Here is a 20,961-nt window from a genome sequence, read left to right as displayed (position 1 = left end):
TTGCCAGGGCAAACCTCCTCGGTGAGCAACAACGGGCGCCTGGCGATGGCCACATATCTCGGGCCGTAACATAACCGCCGCTATGTGTTGCAACACATAGCGCCGGCTACAAGGCCAGCTTCAGCCTGGGCGTGACAGAAGCCGGTTGCCTGGCTCATGCCCGGCGCAAGTTCTTCGAGCTGCATGCGGCCAACAAGAGCCAGATCGCCGAGTTCGCCCTGCAGCAGTTCGCGCGGGTCTATGAGATCGAGCGGGAAGTCCAGAACACACCGGCACCCCAGCGGCTGCAGGTGCGCCAGCAGCACAGTCGACCGATACTGGACGCCTTGCACCAGTGGATGGTGCTGCAGCGCCAGCAGGTGGCGGGCAACTCGGCCACGGCCAAGGCGCTGGACTACAGCCTCAAGCGCTGGGCGGCACTCACACGATTCATTGATGACCCGCAACTGCCAGCAGACAACAACTGGATCGAGAACCAGATCCGACCCATTGCTATCGGGCGCTCGAACTGGTTGTTTGCCGGCAGCCTGCGCGCGGGCCAGCGGGCAGCTGCCGTCATGAGTCTGATCCAGTCAGCGCGCATGAACGGGCATGACCCGTATGCCTATCTCAAGGACGTGCTCACGCGACTGCCCACGCACAAGGCCAGCCGCATCGATGAGCTCTTGCCACACCACTGGCAACCCGGCGCCATCTGACTCTCAGCTATGATCGCCGGCCGCGGTCAACATGGGTTCACCGCGCGCTTACAACGGCTCACAAAGAACCGTATCCCCACACTGGGCCATTGCACCCAAGATGCCGGCGATAGCTGCTTGCGCACCTGCACACGCAATCAGGTCCTGGCTTGACAGCCCGTCAAGCGCTGGCCTGAGCCAAGCCTGTGCGGCCTGAATTGCTGACCGATTGGACAACCCATCCTGATACTGGGATAGGGTCTCGATAGGCTGACGCGCCAGCACTTCCTGAATACCGGTCCTCACCAGGTCGGCCATGGACCCCGCCGCGAGTTGAGGGGGTATGTTCATCGCAAGATCGATCTCACCATGCTCTTGCGTCGCAGCCGGGCCGATCACGAATGAACCACGGCCGCTATAGGCTGCGATCAACCCACGGTTACGTGCCTCTGTATAGGCGCGCGTCACCGTGGTCAGGTCTACATTCAGTTTGGAAGCCAGCCACCGCTGTGCGGGAATCAGATCGCCGGCAACAAGCTCGCCAGAGTCGATGGCTTGACCGATCAGATCTGCGATCTGTAGGTATCTCGGCCCGGCACCTGGTGTCAGTTGCTTGATCCAGCCTGCACGGGCTTCCCCCCTCGCGTCGTTGCGAGTAGCCATATGAATTCCTCGGTTGTCAATCCATACAATGGAGATTATAATTGCCGTACATTGTCGCATATTTGCCATACATTATGAATTTGTATGGTGCGCATGCCAAGCAATGAGGTGGCGTTGGGGGTCTTCATGTCCTCGGCGCCGAGTGTTCCGTGATGGAGATGCACCCCGATGAAAGACCACCACCTGATCTCTGCGAACCGGCTTGACGATGGCGCGGTCGTGTGGCTCAACGACGCTCTTGAATGGGTCGATACCCTGGAGTTGGCCTGTGCCTTTGACGATGAGCGCCTCGAAGGAGCCAAGCTCGCAGCTGAGCATGCGGTTGGGCAGAATCTGATCGTTGGGCCGACACCACGCGCTGCCCAGATCGTTGAAGGACTGCCGCTACCGATCGACTACCGCGAACAGCTGCGATCTCGCGGCCCTTCCGTACGTCCGGATCTCGGCAAGCAAGCCGAGAGTGCGGGGGTGCTCAGCACCGTTCGCGAGAGACCTGTCGTGCCCGTCGAGGTCGCGCATGCGGGCGTGTACCGCTACGACCCGTCGGAGCGCGAGTTCCTCAAGACGCGCGCTCAGCAGTTCGAGCAGCAAGTTGCACGGCGCCTTTCGGGTGAGCTCGACGAAGAGGCATTCAAGGTCTACAGACTGATGAATGGCCTGTACCTGCAGTTGCACGGCTACATGCTGCGCGTGGCCATTCCCTATGGCACGCTCAGCGCCATCCAGATGCGACAGTTGGCCTACGTGGCAAAGACCTACGACAAGGGCTATGGCCACTTCACGACGCGTCAGAACATGCAGTTCAATTGGCCGCGCCTGTCGGATTCGCCCGAAATTCTGTCCGTGCTCGCAGACGCGGACCTGCACTGCATTCAGACAAGCGGTAATTGCATCCGCAACGTCACGACCGATCATTTTGCGGGCGCCGCCCTCGACGAAGTGGTCGATCCGCGGGTGCATGCAGAGATATTGCGGCAGTGGTCCACCGATCACCCCGAGTTCACCTATCTGCCGCGCAAGTTCAAGATCGCCATTACCGGCAGTCCCGTTGACCGCGCTGCAGTGCGGTTCCACGACATAGGCATCCTCGCCAGAAAGAATGACGCAGGCGAGGTTGGCTTTCAGATCTATGCCGGCGGCGGCCTGGGACGCACACCTATCGTCGGCACCAAAGTCCGAGACTGGCTGCCCGAGCGCGAGCTGCTGCGCTATGTAGAGGCAATCCTGCGCGTGTACAACACCTTGGGGCGCCGGGACAACATCTACAAGGCGCGCATCAAGATCCTTGTGCGCGAGCTCAAGCCTGCGAAGTTCATCGAGATGATCGAGGATGAGTTCACCAACCTTCCGGCAGACCGTCAGTATCTCGAGCCCGATATCGTTCAGGCCATTCGTGAGCGATTCGTGGCACCTGACTTTGCTGAACTTTCTGCGGTATCGCCGGAACACGAACTCATGCTGGAGGCCGATCCAGAGTTTGGCCACTGGGTTCGCAACAACACGCACCCGCACAGATGCCCGGGCTATATAAGCGCCGTGATCTCACTCAAACCCGCGGGGGGTATTCCCGGCGACATCAGTGCAGAAGAAATGGTAGCGCTTGCCGACCTGGCGGAAACCTATTCACTCAATGAGATTCGTGTGTCTCATGAGCAAAACCTGGTGCTTCCCCATGTGGAACTCAGCCAGCTCTATACGGTCTGGAAGGCGCTGCGTGGGGCGGGATTGGCCACACCCAATATCGGTCTCATATCGGACTCGATCGCTTGCCCGGGGATGGACTACTGCAGTCTGGCCACAGCTCGCTCCGTGCCCGTCGCACAGCGCATTGCGCTGCGATTCGATGAGGCCAAGCAGCGCGAAATCGGTGAACTCAAACTCAATGTGTCTGGCTGCATCAATGCGTGCGCACATCATCACGTGGCCCACATCGGCATCCTGGGTCTGGATAAGAGCGGCAAGGAGTCCTACCAGATAAGCCTGGGCGGCAGCGCCGACGAAAGCGCTGCGGTCGGAACGATCCTGGGCCCTTCGGTAGGCTACGACAGCGTTCCAGACGTCATCGAAGCGATTGTCGACATCTATCTCAAGAATCGCAGCGAGAACGAAACCTTCATCGACACCTATCGTCGCGTGGGGATCAGCCCATTCAAGGAGGCGCTTCATGACGCTCATTGACACAGCGGGAACGCCATTGGCAGACCCCTATCAGTACCCAGCTGCCGATCAAGAACTGACCGAGGCCGACCACTGCGTTGTACTGTTATCGCAATGGGACACATACCAGGAACAGTTCGGCAAGACAGCGACTGGGGTCTGGGTCACGGGAGACCAAGACCCCGCCGACCTGCTTCCCTTGCTCAATCGAACGCGCGTGGTCGTCATCGAGTTCCCTAAATCCCGTGATGGTCGAGGATTCACGCTGGCGCGCGTGCTTCGGGAGCGTCATCGATACGACGGCGACATCCGCGCTGCCGGTCCGTTGCTGCCCGACCAATTCTCGATGCTGATCCAGTGCGGGTACACCAGCGTGCTCGCCGAAGCAGCGATACCGCTGGTCCGATGGAAAGAGGCAGCGATGGCGCTGGATCAATCCAAGGCGCGTCCACGGACACTATTGGATCGTCTCTCCCAGAATCGGTAGGCATAGCCATGTTCAACCTCACTGCACTCGAACTGGCGCGAATTCAATTCGGATTCACGATCACGTTCCACATCATCTTTCCCGCCATCACCATCGGGCTGGCGACGTATCTCGCCATCCTCGAAGGATTGTGGTTGAAAAAACAGGACGCGGTCTACAAGACTCTGTACCACTTCTGGTCCAAGATTTTCGCGGTCAACTTCGGAATGGGCGTTGTGTCGGGTCTGGTGATGGCCTACCAGTTCGGCACCAACTGGAGCCAGTACTCCGAGTTCGCCGGCAGCATTACCGGCCCACTGCTCACCTACGAGGTCCTCACGGCGTTCTTCCTCGAAGCCGGCTTTCTCGGCGTGATGCTGTTTGGCTGGAACAAGGTCGGCCCGCGCCTGCACTTCTTCGCCACGGTTATGGTGGCGATTGGAACCTTGATCTCCGCCACCTGGATCTTGGCTTCCAACAGCTGGATGCAGACGCCGCAAGGACACGAGGTCATCAATGGCGTAGTGGTGCCGGTGGATTGGATCGCGGTCATCTTCAACCCGTCCTTTCCCTATCGACTCGCACACATGGTGATGGCTGCGTTCATCTCCACCGCGCTGCTGGTCGGCGCGTCGGGTGCTTGGCATCTTCTCAAGGGTAACCGCGGGCGCGAGGTCAAGAAAATGTTCTCCATGGCCCTGTGGTCACTGCTCGTGACCGTTCCCCTTCAGGTCTTCATCGGCGACCTGCACGGCCTGAACACGCTCGAACATCAGCCAGCGAAGGTCGCTGCCATGGAAGGACATTGGGAAAACAAGCCAGGCGAAGGTGTCCCGTTGATCCTCTTCGGCTGGCCGGACATGGATGCCGAAACCACCCGCTACAAAATCGAGATTCCCAATCTGAGCAGCCTGATTCTGACCCACGAATGGCGCGGTCAATACCCAGGGTTGAAGGAGTTCGCGCGGGAGGACCGACCCAATGCGACGATTGTTTTCTGGACCTTCCGCGTGATGGTGGGATTGGGGATGTTGATGCTCGTCCTTGCGCTCTGGAGCGCATGGTCGCACTGGCGCCGGCGAGCCTACGAATCGCGCGCGCTGCTGCGATTCTCCCTGCTCATGGGACCGTCGGGGCTGATTGCGCTTTTGGCCGGTTGGTACACCACCGAAATTGGACGCCAGCCGTGGGTCGTCTATGGGTTGATGCGCACCGCAGACGCGGTCTCGAACCACTCGGCACTGACGCTTAGTGTCACCTTGGTCGTTCTTCTTGTGGTGTATGCCGCGGTGTTCGGGACCGGCATCGGCTACATGCTCAAGCTGATTGGAAGAGGCCCGGACTCTAACGAGAACCCGCCCGATGGGGATGCACTGGATCAGCGACCTGCACGTCCGCTTTCCGCTGCCACTGACCCCGCTCAACCCACCTCGACCGACGTTTGACAAAGGAGCTGTGACATGGGTATCGATCTTCCACTGATCTGGCTTCTGATCATCGGCTTCGGCGTGATGATGTATGTCATTGCCGACGGCTTCGACCTCGGGATCGGAATTCTCTTTCCATTCGTCAAGGACCGCAGCCACCGCGACGCAATGGTCAACAGTGTGGCGCCGGTTTGGGACGGCAATGAGACCTGGCTCGTGCTGGGCGGAGCGGCCCTCATGGCGGCCTTCCCCAAAGCCTACGCGATCTTGCTCAGCGCCTTTTATGTTCCGGCCATCTTGATGCTGCTCGGACTGATCTGGCGCGGGGTGTCTTTCGAGTTCCGCTTCAAGGCCGACGAAGCCCACAAGCCATTCTGGGATAAGGCCTTCATGCTGAGCTCGTTCGTCGCCGCATTCTTCCAGGGTGCGATCCTGGGGGCGTTCATCGACGGTGTTGAGATCGTCGGAGGTCGCTCGGCCGCCGGGATCATGGACTGGTTGACGCCGTTCTCCGTCTTTACGGGTATCGGGGTCGTCATTGCCTACGCGCTATTGGGATCGACTTGGCTCGTACTCAAGACCGAAGGCGACCTGCAGCGGCAGATGATCCGGATCGCCAAGCCGACCACATTTGCCTTGTTGGTGGCCATTGCCATTGCTTCGATCTGGACGCCATTGGCGCATCAAGCCATTTCCGATCGATGGTTCAGCCTGCCAAACATCTGGTTCTTCGCGCCGGTTCCGGTTCTGGTTGCAGCCGCAACGTACTACATCCAGCGCACGCTCAACGACGACCCTCATGCTGGGCCCTTCGTCTGGTCGCTGGTCGTGATCTTTCTGGGCTACACAGGATTTGTCATCAGTATCTGGCCCAACATTGTGCCTCCATCGCTTTCCATCTGGGATGCCGCGGCACCTTCTGAAAGCCTGGGATTCACCTTGGTCGGGGCGCTGCTAATCATTCCCATGATCCTCGGCTATTCGGCGTGGGCCTATTACGTCTTCCGCGGAAAGGTCAAAGTTGGCGAGGGGTACCACTGAATGGGCGCTCCATCTACTCATCCACGCCGCGAAACCTTGCGGCGCGTCGGATGGCTGATCTTGATCTGGGTCTGCAGCGTCGCTGCACTGGGCATCGTCGCGCTCGGTATGCGACTAGCCATGCGCCTGGTTGGGATGAGCACCTGATGCTTCAAAACAAAGACCGGCTGCTGCAACAAAACGTCCAGCAGTTCTCGAGCAACACGACGGAAAGAGCCGAATGACGATGGAACTGGCCAAAAGAGCCTACAACTTCAGCGCAGGACCTGCTGCGCTCCCGGAACCTGTTCTGGCACAGATCCAGACTGAACTGTTCAACTGGCGTGAGACTGGTGCGTCCGTCATGGAAATCAGTCACCGCTCGGCCGCCTTCGTGGAAATGGCGGAACAGATGAGCCAGGACTTGCGCGACTTGCTGGGCGTACCTGGACACTACCGGATTCTGTTCCTGCAGGGCGGAGGCGCCCAACAGTTCTCCCAGATTCCCATGAATCTGCTCCACGAACTGCGGGTCTGCGACTACATCGATACCGGACACTGGTCCCGCAAGGCCATCGGCGCGGCTTGTCGATATGCCGAGGTGAACATCGCAGCCTCGATCCGCGACGCTGCGCCGCAAGCCATTCCGCGCGAGCCTGAATGGCGAATCTCCGAGGCGCCGGCCTATCTTCACTACACCGCGAACGAAACCATAGATGGGCTGGAGTTTCATTGGATACCGGAGATCGGCGATGAAATCCCACTTGTCGCGGACTTCTCAGCAAACATTCTCTCTGGCCCGCTGGACGTATCCCGATTCGGCCTGATCTACGCAGGGGCGCAGAAGAACATCGGCCCGAGCGGGATGACGCTGGTGATCGTCCGCGAGGACCTGCTGGGTCGCGTCCATCCGTACTGCCCGGACATCCTGAACTACGGCGTGATCGCAGAGCATGGCTCCATGTACAACACACCCGCGACATTCGCCTGGTACGCGTCAGGTCTGGTGTTTCAGTGGATCAAATCACTCGGCGGGCTGGAAGCCATGCGCGCGAGAAATCTCCGCAAGAAGGACATCCTTTACAACCAGATCGACCGCAGCGGTTTCTATGTCAACGACATATCGCATGCCGATCGCTCCCATATGAATATTCCTTTTCGGCTCTGCGACCAAACGCTTGAAAAGGTATTTCTCGACGGCGCCGCCGAGCAAGGCTTTCTGGGCTTGAAAGGACACCGGGCCAAAGGTGGCATTCGGGCCTCGATCTACAACGCCGTCTCGGAAGACGCTGTCACGGCACTGGCCGGCTACATGGCTGAGTTCGAACAGCGTCATGGCTAACATCAACGGACTATTTTCATCGTGACTATCAACTATCTGTCGCTTGCCGTCAGCGAGGTTCATCTCCTGGCACCCTATGTACCCGGAAAGGCCATCGAGGAACTGGAACGAGAAACGGGGCAAAGCGCCGAAAGCATCATCAAGCTGGCGAGCAACGAGAGCCCCCTGGCCGCCAATCCGAATGTTCTTCGTGCTATTCAACAGGCGCTTCAAACCATTACCCGCTATCCCGATGGCACGGGACATCGGCTGAAAAACAAGCTCCGGGACAAGTTCGGGCTGAACCCGGATGGGCTTACTCTTGGCAACGGCTCGAACGAGCTGTTGATCACGATCGCTCAGGCATTTCTTGGTGCCGGCCGCAATGCGGTGTTCAGTCAGTACGCTTTCTCGGTCTATGCGTCTGCGACGATTGCCGCCGGCGCGCAAGTGCGTGAGATACCCGCTCGCGAGTGGGGAAACGACCTCGAACTGATCTTGAAAGCGATCGACCAGGACACGCGCGTCGTCTTTCTCGCCAATCCAAACAACCCGACCGGCACATGGTTTGAATGCGCGCAGTTCGAGGCGTTCATGGACAGGGTTCCTCTTGAGACACTTGTCGTCCTGGATGAAGCCTACATCGAGTATGCGGAAGATCCAGCCTTGCCTGACGGCCTGGCCTATCTGTCGCGCTATCCCAACCTGATCGTGACCCGAAGCTTGTGCAAGGCCTACGGGCTGGCAGGCTTGCGTGTCGGCTACGCGGCATCGTCGCCCGAGATCGCCGAGATCCTGAATCGGGTCCGGCAGCCGTTCAACGTCAACAGCCTGGCGCTGGCGGGTGCCTGTGCCGCGCTTGATGATCACGACTATCTGCGACTGGGGCGTGAAGTGAACCGTCAGGGCTTGAAACAGCTGCAGGATGGCTTTTCACGGTTGGGCGTCGCATGGATTCCTTCGCGTACGAACTTCGTCACCGTCGATTTTGGACGTCCCGCTAACGCGATCTACGAAGCGCTCCTGGCCAAAGGCATCATCGTTCGGCCCATGGACGGCTACGGGATGCCCCATCACCTCCGCATTTCGGTGGGGCTCGAATCGGAAAATTCGCGGCTTCTTGCGACGCTCGAGGGCATTTTGCGGGAAGGAGTGCAGCAATGAATGTAGCCGTATCGCGAGACCTTTACGAACATGTCATGGTGCCCAACTACGCTCCCGTGTCTGTCGTTCCCGTCGACGGGCGTGGTGCACGCGTTTGGGATCAGGATGGCACTGAGTACATCGACTTTGCCGGCGGTATTGCAGTCAATGCCTTGGGCCACTGCCATCCGGACCTTGTTGAAGCGCTCACGCTCCAGGCGCAGCGTCTCTGGCACACATCGAACATCTTCGCCAACGAGCCGGCCATGCGGCTGGCCCACGCACTGACGCAGGCCTCGTTCGCCGACCGGGTCTTCTTCGCCAATTCCGGCGCTGAGGCCAACGAGGCGGCATTCAAGCTCGCCAGACGCTACGGCGTTCGTACTGGCGGCGAGGACAAGCATGAGATCGTTGCGAACTTGAACAGTTTCCATGGCCGATCACTGTTCACGGTCAGTGTGGCGGGCCAGCCGAAGTACTCCGAAGGGTTCGGTCCGCCGATCAAGGGCATCCGGCATGTCGCGTTCAACGACATCCAGGCATTGGAGGCAGCCGTATCAAGCCGTACCTGCGCTGTCGTGATTGAACCAGTGCAGGGGGAAAGCGGCGTCTTGCCCGCCAGCCGCGCGTACCTGCAACGCGCCCGTGAACTTTGCGACACCCATGGCGCGCTCTTGATATTCGATGAAGTGCAGACAGGCATGGGCCGCCTGGGAACCCTTTTCGGATACGAGCACTTCGATGTCGTCCCGGACGTCATGACCTTGGCCAAGGCCATTGGTTGCGGCTTCCCGTTGGCGGCGATGCTTGCCACCAAGGAAGCCGCAAGACACCTGGAGTTTGGCACCCACGGCAGCACCTTCGGTGGCAACCCGCTGGCATGTGCAGTAGGCGAGACGGCACTGAAGCTCATAGACCGGCCCGAGCTGTTGCGCGGCGTCCAGATTCGGCATACCCACTTCGTTTCGGCATTGACCGTTATCGGCAAGCGCTACGACCTGTTCAAGGAAGTGCGCGGCATCGGCTTGCTTCTTGGCTGCGTGCTGACTGATCGCTGGAAGGGCGAAGCAAAGCATGTGATCGACTGCTGTCTTGAACATGGCGTGATGGTGTTGCAGGCAGGACCGGATGTGATTCGGCTTGCGCCCAGCTTGGTCATTGAGACCGAAGAGATCGACGAAGGATTGGCCCGGCTGGCAAAAGCTGTAAAGCAGCTATCCAGAGAACCGGTGGCGATGTGAATTTAGGCAGGAGATAAAACCATGGGAACAAAGTATTCGGCCATATGCGGAAGCCTGGTGGCGCTGGTCACGCCGATGACCTCGGACGGCGCCATTGAATGGGACATCTTCCGAAAGCTGATCGATTGGCACATCGAACAGGGCACTGATGGGCTGGTCATCATGGGATCGACCGGAGAGACGGCAACGATCTCGACCGACGACCATATCGAGTTGATACGAGTCTCGGTGGAACATGCAGCAGGTCGCATCCCCATCATCGGGGGTACCGGTGCGAATTCGACCAGCGAAGCCATCGAACTGACACGCGTAGCACAGAAGGTTGGTGTTGCTGCATGCCTCTCCGTGGTCCCTTACTACAACAAACCCACGCAGGCCGGCATCTATCAACATTTTCGCGCTGTGGTCGAGGCCGGCGACGGTCCAGTGATTCTGTACGACGTTCCAAGCCGCACGATCACCAGCATGACGGTGGAAACCATTCTGGCGCTGTCCGAAGTCGACGGCGTCGTCGGGCTGAAGGACGCCACAGGAGACATCGGACGCGCAAACGAACTCTTGCACCGGCTGCCGCCGAGTTTCTCTATCTACAGTGGCGACGACGCGACGGCCGCGGCACTGATCCTCATGGGAGCGAAGGGAAATATCTCGGTCACGGCCAACATCCTGCCGACCCGCATGCACGAGCTTTGTGCAGCTGCTCTGGCAGGCGACCTCGCAACTGTCCGTAGCTTGAGCCGCCGGATGGCGGCCATCAATCAAGCGCTCTTCATCGAGTCCAACCCGATTCCGGTGAAATGGGCGATGGCGCGGATGGGCCTGATCCCTGAGGGCATGCGTCTGCCGCTCACCCCGTTGTCGGCACAGTACGTCGATACAGTGACCAGCGCCATGGGAGACGCCGGAATTCGGCTGCATTCTCCGGGCCCCGGATTCGATCTGATCGATCCGCCTCCCGCACGTCGATCGCCAGCCTCCCAATGAGCCACCCGATTGATATGGCGGCAAGTTCCGATTCTGGCCAGGCAGGCCGGGAACGACTTTTGGTGCTCTTGGCGTTCGCGACCTTTGTCGTTTTCTTCCAGGCCTACGCGATCGCACCGATGCTTCCTGAACTCGCGTCGTTCTTCAAGGTAGAGGCGCGCGAAGCTGGTTTGGCCGTGCCGGCGTACCTGATCCCTTACGGGATCGCGACACTCGTCACTGGCCTGCTCGCTGATCGCCTGGGTATTGGCAAGGTCATGCTGAGCTCCCTCGCGCTCTTCGTCTTGCTGGTGCTCGCAACGGCGTTGAGCAGGACCGTTGAGACCCTGATCATATTGCGCGCGATCACCGGTGTTGCGGCAAGCGGAATCGTCCCCCTTGCATTGGTGGTCGTGGCCAAGCTGTATCCCTACGCCGAGCGCGGCCGGCCCCTGGGATGGATCTTCGGTGCCATGGCCGGCGGCATGGCAGTGGGGGCCCCTCTTGGCGTGGTGATCTCTCCTGCCATTGGCTGGCAAGGTGTCATGGTCCTCGTCGCCTGCATGGCATCGCTGACGCTCGTTCTGCTGTGGTGCAGACGCGAATGGCTATCGCGGGGAATGAAGATGCCGCCGATGACCTTCTCCTCTGTCCTCACCGGCTATGGGGAGTTGCTTAGAAGTCCTCGGGGTGCCCGCACTTATGGCTACGTGCTGGTGAACTCGATGTTCCACTCTGGCGTCTTCACCTGGCTAGCTGTCTATCTTGACCAGAGATACGGCCTGTCGCCGCAGCATATTGGCATTGCACTCCTTGGCTACGGGGTCCCTGGCTTACTACTCGGACCGCTGATTGGGCGTGCCGCCGACAGGTTCGGCCGCGGACGATTGCTTCCCATCGGGCTTGGGTTGAGCACGATTGCGGTACTGATGTTGGTTGAGGATCTGCCACTTGCCTGGTTCTTGCTGCCCGTCGTCATGCTCTCGCTCGGGTATGACATGACCCAGCCTCTCCTTGCAGGAATCGTCACGGATGTGGGACGCGACCGGCCCGGCCAGGCAATGGGCTTGAACGTGTGCACCCTGTTTCTTGGCTTCGGGATCGGTAGCCTCGTTTTTCGTCAGCTCATGGACGCAGGATTTCCCATTGCTTTCGGGATGTTTGCCGCGGTCGAGGCGGTGCTGGCGCTGATCGCAATCCGCCTGTTTCGCAACGAAACACCGAAACCGTAGCAATGGTGAGCGATCTCTCACTCCGTCCCTACCACCAAGTGGCCTGAGCCCACGAACACTTTGCCCGAGATGAATACTTATGGATGCGGTCCGCACATCTATTTTCCAGACGCCTTCCTTGGAAACTACAGCAGGCGGTGCGCTTCGCTTCGCCTATATGGCGTCCCATTTGCCTCCCAACACCTCGGTCAACATCGCTTTCATTGATGCGGAATCCGCCAAGGAGCGGATCGTCGCGATCGATGTGCTTCGATCGTCGGGGCTCACTCCACGACCGATTGTTTCAGCACGGCGATTCACGTCGGAAGGAGCACTACGTTCGTTTTTGCATCAGGCTGTACAGATCAAAGGGGTAAGAGACCTCTTCCTTGTCGGAGGCGACCCAGCCGTGCCACGTGGGCCATTCAGGGACTCACTGGACGTGATTAATGGGTCATACCTGGATGAGACCAATATCAGTGCCATCGGTATCGCCGGCTACCCAGAGGGGCATCCACGTATAGAAGGCGCCATTCTTTTGGATAGCCTGCAACGCAAGGTGGAGGCGTTGAAGGCCAAGGGGCTGCATGTGGAAATCACCACCCAGCTTTCATTCGATGCTCTGGCCGTCATCGCCTGGATTCAGCGAGTCAGGGGAATAGGCATAAAAGCGCCGATTCGAATTGGCATCCCCAGTCCAGCCGGTGTCTCCGGAATACTCAAGTTTGCCAAGCTCTGTCGCGTCAGAACTTCTGTTGAGTTGCTCCAGCGTTACGGATGGGAGACGACATCCCTGTTGAACTCGGCTGGGCCAGACCGGTTTCTGACCGAGTTGCTCGAGAGTACCGAACGCCTCGAACTGGGCCCGCTGGGCCTGCACCTCTACCCATTGGGCAACTTGGAGAAAGCGCTCCAATGGTTCAACGGCTGGGAGGAAAAGAGTCGTTGGCTTCATTGATGCCAATGAAGATGGAATGCCTTTCAAAGCGTTGGAGATGAAAACTATATGGACGTACGTCACAGCCTTCTTGAGGACCAAATCGGAAACACGCCACTGATCGCACTCGGGCATGTGGACGCGCAAAGCAATCGGCCAAGAAGAAACACTGTCCTCGGGAAACTGGAAGGGAACAACCCCGGAGGCTCAGTCAAGGATCGGGCCGCGCTATCCATGATTCGTCGCGCGGAACAGCGTGGCGACATCCATCCTGGCGACACCCTGATCGAGGCTACGTCGGGAAACACAGGAATCGCGTTGGCGATGGTGGCTGCGATCCGCGGCTACAAGATGCTGATCCTCATGCCGGAGGACAGCTCCGTCGAGCGCATTCAAACCATGAAAGCCTTCGGAGCCGATGTTCTGCTCACGCCAAAGGAAGGCGGGATGGAGTATGCGCGCGATGCGGCGACCCGACTGCAGCAGGAAGGTCGCGGGCGGGTCCTTGACCAGTTTGGCAATACCGACAACCCACTCATTCACTACGAAACGACAGGCCCGGAGATCTGGAGACAGAGCCAGGGACGAATCACGCACTTCGTCAGCGCCATGGGTACGACCGGAACAATCACCGGAGTGTCGAGATATCTCAAGGAAGTGAACCCGGGAATACGCATCGTCGGCGTTCAGCCCGAGGAAGGCTCCCGCATCCCCGGTATTCGAAAGTGGCCAGAGGCATATCGCCCCAGCATCTTCCGTCCAGAGGCAGTGGATGAATTGATCAATGTCCACCAGGCAGATGCCGAGGACATGGCAAGAAGGCTCGCCAAGCAAGAAGGCATTTTTTGTGGAGCGTCGTCGGGTGGTGCTTGCTGGGCGGCGCTGGAAATTTCGAAGAAGGTTGAAGACGCAACCATCGTCTTCGTCGTGTGCGACAGGGGCGACCGCTACCTATCGACGGGCCTTTTCCCACACACGAAATCGTGATCCTGGAACCGATAGGAAGAAAAACTGAAATGAACACAACCGACAGACAGGCCGCCCTGGATTACCACGAGTTTCCCGTACCGGGAAAAATCTCGGTGACGCCTACCAAGCCGCTGGTGACACAGCGAGATCTAGCAGTAGCCTATTCGCCAGGCGTAGCCGCCGCATGCGAGGAAATCGTCTCGGACCCCGCCAACGTCTTCCGCTTCACCGGCCGCGGCAACCTGGTAGGAGTGATCACCAACGGGACCGCGGTGCTTGGACTGGGAAACATCGGTGCGCTTGCCTCCAAGCCCGTCATGGAAGGCAAGGCGGTGCTCTTCAAGAAGCTCGCCGGTTTGGATGTGTTCGACATCGAGATCAACGAGACCGACCCCGACAAACTGGTCGAAATCATCGCGGGCCTGGAGCCGACTTTCGGCGGTATCAACCTCGAAGACATCAAGGCTCCTGAGTGTTTCGTCGTCGAACGCAAGCTGCGTGAGCGCATGCGAATTCCCGTATTCCATGACGACCAGCACGGCACTGCGATCACCGTATCGGCTGCGTTCATCAATGGCCTGAAGGTCGTGGGCAAGGACATCAAGAAGGTCAAGGTCGTCACGTCCGGTGCGGGCGCTGCAGCCCTGGCTTGCCTGGACCTGATGGTGGACCTGGGCCTGCCGCTGGAGAACATCTGGGTGACCGACATCGAGGGTGTGGTCTATGAAGATCGCACCGTGTTGATGGACCCGGACAAAAGACGCTTCGCGCAAAAGACCGAGGCCCGCAAGTTGATCGAGGTGATCGAGGGCGCCGACGTGTTCCTGGGCCTGTCAGCCGGCGGCGTGCTGAAGCCGGAGATGGTAGCCGCCATGGGGCCGCACCCGTTGATACTGGCACTGGCCAACCCCAATCCTGAAATCCTGCCGGAAGCTGCGCTATCCGTTCGCGATGACATCGTCATGGCGACGGGACGCTCGGATTACCCGAATCAGGTCAATAACGTGCTGTGTTTTCCCTACATCTTCCGTGGTGCGTTGGACGTGGGCGCGACGACGATTACTCGTGAAATGGAGAAAGCTGCCGTCCATGCCATCGCCGACCTCGCTCAGGAAGAGCAAAACGACGTCGTCGCGGCTGCGTATGGCTCCTACGGCCTCTCGTTCGGCCCCCAATATCTGATTCCCAAGCCATTCGACCCTCGCCTCATCGTCCGGATCGCACCGGCCGTGGCCAAGGCTGCCATGGATGACGGCGTGGCCACACGCCCGCTGGCTGACCTCGACGCCTATCGAGCCCAACTGCAGCAATTCGTCTATCACTCCGGCGCTTTCATGAAGCCGCTGTTCGCCGCGGCCAAGCAACTCGTGGCCGACGGCGGGCGCGCGCGCATCGTCTTTACGGAGGCCGAGGACGAGCGCGTCCTGCGAGCCATCCAAGTCATCGTTGACGAAAAGCTGGCACGCCCCATTCTGGTAGGCCGCCCATCCGTACTGCGCTCTCGCATCGAGAAGTTCGGCCTGCGTCTCAAGCTCGACCATGATGTCGAGGTAACCAATCCCGAGCACGATGAACGGTTCAACCAGTACTGGACGACCTACTGGGAAATGATGTGCCGCCGTGGCATCACCAAAGAAATGGCGCGCGTTGAAATGCGCCGCCGCCTGACGCTGATCGGCGCCATGATGGTTCACCTGGGTGACGCCGACGGCATGATCTGCGGAACGGTCAGCGGCTATCACGACCACCTGCGTTTCATCGACCAGGTTCTAGGCAAAAAGGACGGCGTCACGAACTACGCTGCCATGAACATCCTGCTGCTGGAAGGCCGCACGGTGGCGCTGGTCGATACCCACGTCAACGACGACCCGACGGCAGAACAGATCGCCGAGTTCACAGTGCTCGCTGCTGAAGAGATGCGCCGCCTGAACTTGGAACCCAAGGTGGCCTTGCTGTCACGCTCAAATTTCGGATCGGACAGCTCGGCCTCCGGCAAGAAAATGCGCCAGGCGCTGGAACTGATCCGTGCCGCTGCGCCCGAGCTGGAAGTTGATGGCGAAATGCACGGCGACTGCGCGCTGGATGCTGCGCTGCGTCAACGCCTGCTGCCCAGCTCGCCGCTGCAGGGCTCGGCCAACCTGCTTGTCTGCCCCAACGTGGATGCCGGCAACATCGCATACAACCTACTCAAGACGGCTGCGGGCAGCAATGTTGCAGTCGGGCCGTTCCTGTTGGGTACCCGAGCGCCGGTGCATATCCTCACGTCAAGCTTAACGGTAAGGCGGATTGTCAATATGACAGCGTTAACGATTATCGATGCTAACCGAACCGAGTGAGGCGGAATGTCGATGTCGGTGCCGGCCCTAGCGCTTCGCGTCTCCGATATCAAGCGTTGCGTTTGTAAATCTTGAATCATCACTACGATGTGTTTATCCCCCCGCTGTCTGAAGTGAATTGCGGGCCATTTCTAGGAGAGATAGCTATGTCAAATAATGAGACTTTTCAAGCAGCGGTTGTTCAAGCCGGCTCTGTTGTATATGACACTCCGGCAACCTTGGAAAAACTGGTGCAGCTGACAAACAGTGCAGCGAGACAAGGCGCTAAGCTCGTCGTGTTTCCGGAAGCGTTTATTGGTGGGTACCCCAAGGGCCTCGACTTTGGAGCGCGGCTTGGAACGCGAAGTGATGAAGGGAGGGATGAATTTCGTCGCTACTTCGAAGGAGCCATCGAGGAATATGGGCCTGAATCTGATGTCCTGTCTGGAGTGGCCCGCTCTAGCAAAGTGTATCTGGTGGTGGGAGTCATAGAGCGCGCGGGGGGAACGCTCTATTGCAGTGTCTTCTTCTACGGGCCTGAGGGACAATATCTAGGCAAGCATCGCAAGTTGATGCCTACAGCCTTGGAGCGTCTCGTTTGGGGCTTTGGCGACGGCTCGACCTTGCCAGTCCTAGATACCGAACTGGGCAAGCTCGGTGCAGTGATCTGCTGGGAAAATTACATGCCCCTTTTGCGTACGGCGATGTATGCCCAAGGCGTGCAGCTTTACTGCGCTCCCACAGTCGATGCTCGCGAAACATGGCTTCCCACGATGCAAACTATTGCATTGGAAGGGAGGTGTTTCGTGATATCGGCCTGCCAATACATGACTTCGGAAGACTTCCCGAGCGGTCATATTTCCAAGACGCAAGGACCAGAGAAAACGGTTCTTATTCGAGGTGGCTCATGCATTATTGATCCGCTCGGGAAGGTCTTGGTCGCCCCTACCTTTGACGAGGAGGGACTCTTTCTCGCTGAGATCGATGTCAGCACTATTTCACGTGGGAAATTCGATCTTGACGTAGTTGGTCACTACGCTCGGCCCGACGTGTTTCAGTTGCGGGTAAACAGGCAGCCACTCGTGCCGGTCTCGTTCACCGACGAGGTTCCTCGCACAGCAGTTTCAGAGCCCTCGGAATAGAAACGCGGGCGGAGTCCGCTGCCTTGCTCTCGTGCCGTCCCTGGGCAAGATCGCACCGCAGATCGCGCGCTACTTGGTCGTTACGGCGCGCACCTCCTCCCGCGTGTAGAACCGATAGGCAGTAGGCAAGTGCTAACAAATGCGTGTCTAAAGGCGGTAACCGACACTGGCAGCTGCATCGAGCGCATAGCCCAAGATGCCAATCACGACGATCGTTGCCATCAATTGGTCAGAAGCCAAGCGGTCTCTCGTGTTGAGGATGGACGTGCTCATGGTTCGCATGTGCGGCAGCGACCGTGCTGAGTAACAGCGCAGCTGCATCAGATACGTTGATTCGAAGTAGGGCCTGCCTGGCCTGTCACCAGATCGATAGGAAGGTCGTTGGACCGTCTTTTCAAGACATCGCCGCACGACATGGCGACAAGCCAGATGCCAGAGACGTTTCTCGCCCGGAGCATTCGCAATGGCAGCACTGGCGCGTGGGGTAGGGTGCCTATGCCGCCCAATGCCAGGATCTCGGTCGAGGAAACCAACAAGCTGGCAGAGTGGGTTCTGACACAGAAACCGTAGAACGGATTTCATTGTTTTTCATAACGAAAGGAAGATTCATCATGTTTGACCGCAGCCGTACGCTCCAGCAAGCCGATCCCGAACTGTGGTCGGCCATTGAGCGGGAAAATGAACGTCAGGAGCGACATATCGAACTGATCGCTTCCGAAAACTACACCAGTCCGGCCGTCATGCAAGCGCAGGGGTCGCAACTGACGAACAAATACGCTGAAGGCTATCCCGGAAAGCGCTATTACGGCGGGTGCGAATTTGTCGATATCGTCGAGCAGATCGCGATCGACCGAGCCAAGCAACTCTTCGGCGCGGAAGCGGTAAACGTGCAACCAAATTCTGGCTCCCAAGCCAACCAGGCTGTCTATATGGCTGCCATCCAGCCAGGTGATACCGTGTTGGGTATGAGCCTCGCCGAAGGGGGTCACCTGACACATGGATCACCAGTTAACTCTTCAGGGAAACTGTATAACGTCGTCGCCTACGGACTCAACGCAAAGGAAGAAATCGACTACGACCAAGTGGCACGGTTGGCGCATGAGCACAAGCCGAAGCTGATCGTTTCCGGCGCGTCGGCATACTCGCTGCGCATAGATTTTTCACGGCTGGCCGAGATCGCTCATGAAAGCGGTGCGCTGTTCATGGTCGATGTCGCCCATTACGCCGGACTTGTCGCAGGCGGTGTTTACCCAAACCCGATATCGCATGCCGACTTCGTGACCACAACCACGCACAAGTCCCTGCGCGGTCCTCGCGGCGGGCTGATAATGTGCAAGGCGGAGTATGAGAAGGCCGTGAATTCGGCCATCTTCCCAGGCATCCAGGGCGGCCCGCTTGAACACGTGATTGCGGCCAAGGCCGTGGCACTCAAGGAGGCGTTGGAGCCGGAGTTCAAAACCTATGCCGCACAGGTATTGGCAAATGCCAAAGCCATGGCAGAGACTCTGACCGAACGCGGTCTTCGAATCGTTTCGGGCCGCACGGAAAGTCACTTGATGCTCGTTGACCTGAGAGGCCGTGGTCTAACCGGAAAGGACGCCGAGCGCGTGCTGGGACAGGCACACATCACCGTGAACAAGAATGCCGTCCCTAACGATCCGGAGAAGCCTTTCGTGACCAGCGGTATTCGTCTGGGAACACCAGCAATGACGACAAGGGGCTTTAAGGAAGGTGAAGCCAGACTGACAGCGAACTTGATTGCCGATTTGCTCGACGCGCCCACAGATCATGCTTCGATCGCGAACGTCCTAAAGCAGGTAGACAGCCTGACCCGACAGTTCCCCGTATATGGATAAGGCTGCTGTAGGGGCTGGTCGCGGTCCCCGCGGCAAGCTTCCTGCTGATGAAATGTAGGCATTCAAGTTCCGCGTGGTTTGCCTGGAGCTTCTAGGCCACGGCGAATCAGAGGGACTGGATGTATCATTCGCCGTGTACCGGGATGTGCTCGCAGCCTTGCTGGAGCACTTGGACATCGAGACGGCGGACATGTGTGGACTTTCCAAGGGCGCACGAGTCGGCCTGGACCTGGCAGCACAGATGCCACGGCGCGTACGGCGACTGGTCGTTGTCAATGCTTTTGCACGCCTGGGGCCACCTGATCACCTCGAGCGTGCGAAGCTGAAGCGCTACGCGCTGCTCGGGCAACCGGGCGGACGGCAACTATGGGCGGACCGACTGATCGGACTGATGGGCGTACGGGGATTATTCAACCATAGCGAACGGTTTCCGGCGCGCTGCGTCGCAATTTAATGTGGCGCATATACAGGGGCTTTTCAGTGAGCGCATCGAATACGACCAGCGCGCGGTGCTGTCGCGCGTCATGGCACCGACGCTTTTAATGCGTGGCATGCACGATGGCTTCGTGCAGTGGCGCTAAGCGTTCTGTTTAGGGCAGTTGATCTGCATACTTTGCGGAAACCCTGCTTTCCACAGGCTTGCGTCGGTCTCGAGTATTTGGCCGATAAGGTTGCGCACAGTCGGCAGTCGCTCATGTCGTCGAAATAACGCCTCCACCTCCGAGGTAATGGCAGGTCCAGAGATCTCCCTGTAAAACACATTCGGCAGTTGGATGATTTGGGTCAAGATACTGGGAATGACCGCAACGCCCACACCAAGCGCCACCTGCGTCAGCACCGCAACCAAAGTTCCAGGGGCCGAGACGATATGTGGATTGAATCTCCCGCGCTTGCCCACCTCGCGCAGTCCCAGCGCCTGCTCCGGAACCACAAACGACTCGTTCGCTAGTGCCCGCGGATGAATGTCACTGGGCGTCTGGGCCAAGATGTGGTCTGCCGGCAGAGCCAAGCAGAATCGGTCTCGTGCCAGGATATGGCTTGAGATCGAAGGTGGCAGGAGCACAGGCGTCCGGACAAGGGCCACATCGATTCTGCCTTCCTCAAGGAGGGGCGTGAGTTGGTCGGTTGGGAACTCCTTTGTGTTTACCATGACGTCAGGCCATTGATTGCGAAATCGCTGAACTTGGTCCTGGAGTACTCCGAAGAAGGCTGCTGAACCCACATAGCCGATCTCCACTCTTCCGACTTGGCCGCGACCGGCACGGCGGCCCACGTGGATCGCCCTATCAAGTTGCTCGAGGGTAGCGCGCGCTTCCGTCAGGAAGGCTTCTCCAGCAGGTGTCAAGCTGACTGACCGCTTTGTTCGATTGAACAGCCCCCGATGGCCACCCAAATTCCCCCGCCTATGGCCACCTCAAACTCCCCCACCTGAACTGATCGGGGATAGGGGTTA

At 58.8% G+C, this 20,961-nt stretch carries 19 protein-coding genes and 1 pseudogene; 17 read left to right on the top strand and 3 right to left on the bottom strand.

The genetic code is table 11. The features are described from left to right. Window positions 1–101 precede the first annotated feature (101 nt). A pseudogene (tnpC, locus tag AC1Q5S_RS21390) lies at window positions 102–698 on the top strand (IS66 family transposase); the annotation flags it as partial. 48 nt (window positions 699–746) lie between these two features. Here the strand turns inward: tnpC and AC1Q5S_RS21385 are convergent. Then, complete coding sequence (locus AC1Q5S_RS21385) at window positions 747–1,340, bottom strand: GntR family transcriptional regulator (RefSeq protein WP_492239387.1); 594 nt, start codon at window positions 1,338–1,340, stop codon at window positions 747–749. A 168-nt stretch (window positions 1,341–1,508) separates the two neighbouring features. Here AC1Q5S_RS21385 and AC1Q5S_RS21380 point away from each other — a divergent pair, with 168 nt between their 5' ends. The 14 genes from AC1Q5S_RS21380 to AC1Q5S_RS21315 all read left to right on the top strand — a co-directional run bounded on the left by AC1Q5S_RS21380 (window position 1,509) and on the right by AC1Q5S_RS21315 (window position 17,652). Further along, a complete protein-coding gene (locus AC1Q5S_RS21380; protein WP_455240176.1) occupies window positions 1,509–3,518 on the top strand; it encodes a DUF2849 domain-containing protein in 2,010 nt (669 codons plus the stop codon). After that, a complete protein-coding gene (locus tag AC1Q5S_RS21375; protein ID WP_447980939.1) occupies window positions 3,505–3,984 on the top strand; it encodes a DUF934 domain-containing protein in 480 nt (159 codons plus the stop codon). The genes AC1Q5S_RS21380 and AC1Q5S_RS21375 overlap by 14 nt, the downstream gene beginning before the upstream one ends. Window positions 3,985–3,992: 8 nt before the next feature. Beyond that, window positions 3,993–5,408, top strand: coding sequence for a cytochrome ubiquinol oxidase subunit I (locus tag AC1Q5S_RS21370; RefSeq protein WP_455240175.1), 1,416 nt, complete (start codon window positions 3,993–3,995; stop codon window positions 5,406–5,408). A gap of 15 nt (window positions 5,409–5,423) precedes the next feature. Then, window positions 5,424–6,431 (top strand): cytochrome d ubiquinol oxidase subunit II, encoded by a 1,008-nt coding sequence (gene cydB, locus AC1Q5S_RS21365; protein WP_455240174.1) that lies wholly within the window; start codon window positions 5,424–5,426, stop codon window positions 6,429–6,431. Beyond that, window positions 6,432–6,578, top strand: coding sequence for a DUF2474 domain-containing protein (locus AC1Q5S_RS21360; RefSeq protein WP_312483787.1), 147 nt, complete (start codon window positions 6,432–6,434; stop codon window positions 6,576–6,578). A 73-nt stretch (window positions 6,579–6,651) separates the two neighbouring features. Then, window positions 6,652–7,752: a 3-phosphoserine/phosphohydroxythreonine transaminase gene (gene serC / locus AC1Q5S_RS21355; protein WP_492239386.1), complete on the top strand. Its 1,101-nt coding sequence runs from the start codon at window positions 6,652–6,654 to the stop codon at window positions 7,750–7,752. Window positions 7,753–7,773: 21 nt separating this feature from the next. Beyond that, window positions 7,774–8,895: a histidinol-phosphate transaminase gene (gene hisC, locus AC1Q5S_RS21350; protein WP_312483788.1), complete on the top strand. Its 1,122-nt coding sequence runs from the start codon at window positions 7,774–7,776 to the stop codon at window positions 8,893–8,895. After that, window positions 8,892–10,115: an acetylornithine/succinyldiaminopimelate transaminase gene (locus AC1Q5S_RS21345; RefSeq protein WP_455240172.1), complete on the top strand. Its 1,224-nt coding sequence runs from the start codon at window positions 8,892–8,894 to the stop codon at window positions 10,113–10,115. The genes hisC and AC1Q5S_RS21345 overlap by 4 nt, the downstream gene beginning before the upstream one ends. A gap of 21 nt (window positions 10,116–10,136) precedes the next feature. Next, window positions 10,137–11,099, top strand: a complete 963-nt coding sequence (dapA, locus tag AC1Q5S_RS21340) for a 4-hydroxy-tetrahydrodipicolinate synthase (RefSeq protein ID WP_455240171.1) — start codon at window positions 10,137–10,139, stop codon at window positions 11,097–11,099. After that, a complete protein-coding gene (locus AC1Q5S_RS21335) occupies window positions 11,096–12,310 on the top strand; it encodes an MFS transporter (RefSeq protein ID WP_455240170.1) in 1,215 nt (404 codons plus the stop codon). The genes dapA and AC1Q5S_RS21335 overlap by 4 nt, the downstream gene beginning before the upstream one ends. A gap of 79 nt (window positions 12,311–12,389) precedes the next feature. Then, window positions 12,390–13,247 carry a methylenetetrahydrofolate reductase gene (locus AC1Q5S_RS21330; protein WP_455240169.1) on the top strand — a complete coding sequence of 286 codons (858 nt, stop codon included), beginning with the start codon at window positions 12,390–12,392 and terminating at the stop codon, window positions 13,245–13,247. Window positions 13,248–13,295: 48 nt separating this feature from the next. Next, entirely contained in the window at window positions 13,296–14,213 is a 918-nt protein-coding gene (gene cysM, locus AC1Q5S_RS21325; RefSeq protein ID WP_455240168.1) for a cysteine synthase CysM, read from the top strand. 29 nt (window positions 14,214–14,242) lie between these two features. Then, complete coding sequence (locus tag AC1Q5S_RS21320; RefSeq protein WP_454840377.1) at window positions 14,243–16,531, top strand: NADP-dependent malic enzyme; 2,289 nt, start codon at window positions 14,243–14,245, stop codon at window positions 16,529–16,531. A 146-nt stretch (window positions 16,532–16,677) separates the two neighbouring features. Then, window positions 16,678–17,652: a nitrilase-related carbon-nitrogen hydrolase gene (locus AC1Q5S_RS21315; protein ID WP_454840378.1), complete on the top strand. Its 975-nt coding sequence runs from the start codon at window positions 16,678–16,680 to the stop codon at window positions 17,650–17,652. 147 nt (window positions 17,653–17,799) lie between these two features. On the opposite strand, the gene AC1Q5S_RS21310 is transcribed toward AC1Q5S_RS21315, so the two are convergent. Further along, window positions 17,800–17,925 carry a hypothetical protein gene (locus tag AC1Q5S_RS21310; RefSeq protein ID WP_255352824.1) on the bottom strand — a complete coding sequence of 42 codons (126 nt, stop codon included), beginning with the start codon at window positions 17,923–17,925 and terminating at the stop codon, window positions 17,800–17,802. A 338-nt stretch (window positions 17,926–18,263) separates the two neighbouring features. Between AC1Q5S_RS21310 and glyA the strand changes: the two genes are divergently transcribed. Both glyA and AC1Q5S_RS21300 read left to right on the top strand, forming a co-directional pair. Next, complete coding sequence (gene glyA, locus AC1Q5S_RS21305) at window positions 18,264–19,508, top strand: serine hydroxymethyltransferase (RefSeq protein ID WP_454840380.1); 1,245 nt, start codon at window positions 18,264–18,266, stop codon at window positions 19,506–19,508. Window positions 19,509–19,581: 73 nt separating this feature from the next. Then, on the top strand, window positions 19,582–19,962 hold the full coding sequence (locus AC1Q5S_RS21300; RefSeq protein WP_199856242.1) for an alpha/beta fold hydrolase: 381 nt from the start codon (window positions 19,582–19,584) through the stop codon (window positions 19,960–19,962). Between the two features lie 123 nt (window positions 19,963–20,085). Here the strand turns inward: AC1Q5S_RS21300 and AC1Q5S_RS21295 are convergent, their stop codons facing one another. Beyond that, the gene (locus AC1Q5S_RS21295; RefSeq protein ID WP_492239388.1) at window positions 20,086–20,781 is read right to left on the bottom strand and encodes a LysR family substrate-binding domain-containing protein; all 696 of its coding nucleotides are present in this window, start codon (window positions 20,779–20,781) and stop codon (window positions 20,086–20,088) included. Between the last annotated feature and the right edge of the window lie 180 nt (window positions 20,782–20,961).

This window comes from Acidovorax sp. GW835-FHT14B10, from assembly GCF_058793725.1.
This window is presented reverse-complemented; position numbering and strand designations above follow the sequence as displayed.

Coding starts and splice junctions, on each gene's coding strand:
- cydB (WP_455240174.1), top strand. CDS start 5,424: ATGGGTATCGATCTTCCACTGATCTGGCTTCTGATCATCGGCTTCGGC.
- AC1Q5S_RS21330 (WP_455240169.1), top strand. CDS start 12,390: ATGGATGCGGTCCGCACATCTATTTTCCAGACGCCTTCCTTGGAAACT.
- cysM (WP_455240168.1), top strand. CDS start 13,296: ATGGACGTACGTCACAGCCTTCTTGAGGACCAAATCGGAAACACGCCA.
- AC1Q5S_RS21335 (WP_455240170.1), top strand. CDS start 11,096: ATGAGCCACCCGATTGATATGGCGGCAAGTTCCGATTCTGGCCAGGCA.
- AC1Q5S_RS21360 (WP_312483787.1), top strand. CDS start 6,432: ATGGGCGCTCCATCTACTCATCCACGCCGCGAAACCTTGCGGCGCGTC.
- AC1Q5S_RS21310 (WP_255352824.1), bottom strand. CDS start 17,925: ATGAGCACGTCCATCCTCAACACGAGAGACCGCTTGGCTTCTGACCAA.
- dapA (WP_455240171.1), top strand. CDS start 10,137: ATGGGAACAAAGTATTCGGCCATATGCGGAAGCCTGGTGGCGCTGGTC.
- AC1Q5S_RS21375 (WP_447980939.1), top strand. CDS start 3,505: ATGACGCTCATTGACACAGCGGGAACGCCATTGGCAGACCCCTATCAG.
- AC1Q5S_RS21380 (WP_455240176.1), top strand. CDS start 1,509: ATGAAAGACCACCACCTGATCTCTGCGAACCGGCTTGACGATGGCGCG.
- glyA (WP_454840380.1), top strand. CDS start 18,264: ATGTTTGACCGCAGCCGTACGCTCCAGCAAGCCGATCCCGAACTGTGG.
- AC1Q5S_RS21315 (WP_454840378.1), top strand. CDS start 16,678: ATGTCAAATAATGAGACTTTTCAAGCAGCGGTTGTTCAAGCCGGCTCT.
- AC1Q5S_RS21345 (WP_455240172.1), top strand. CDS start 8,892: ATGAATGTAGCCGTATCGCGAGACCTTTACGAACATGTCATGGTGCCC.
- AC1Q5S_RS21370 (WP_455240175.1), top strand. CDS start 3,993: ATGTTCAACCTCACTGCACTCGAACTGGCGCGAATTCAATTCGGATTC.
- AC1Q5S_RS21385 (WP_492239387.1), bottom strand. CDS start 1,340: ATGGCTACTCGCAACGACGCGAGGGGGGAAGCCCGTGCAGGCTGGATC.
- AC1Q5S_RS21320 (WP_454840377.1), top strand. CDS start 14,243: ATGAACACAACCGACAGACAGGCCGCCCTGGATTACCACGAGTTTCCC.
- serC (WP_492239386.1), top strand. CDS start 6,652: ATGACGATGGAACTGGCCAAAAGAGCCTACAACTTCAGCGCAGGACCT.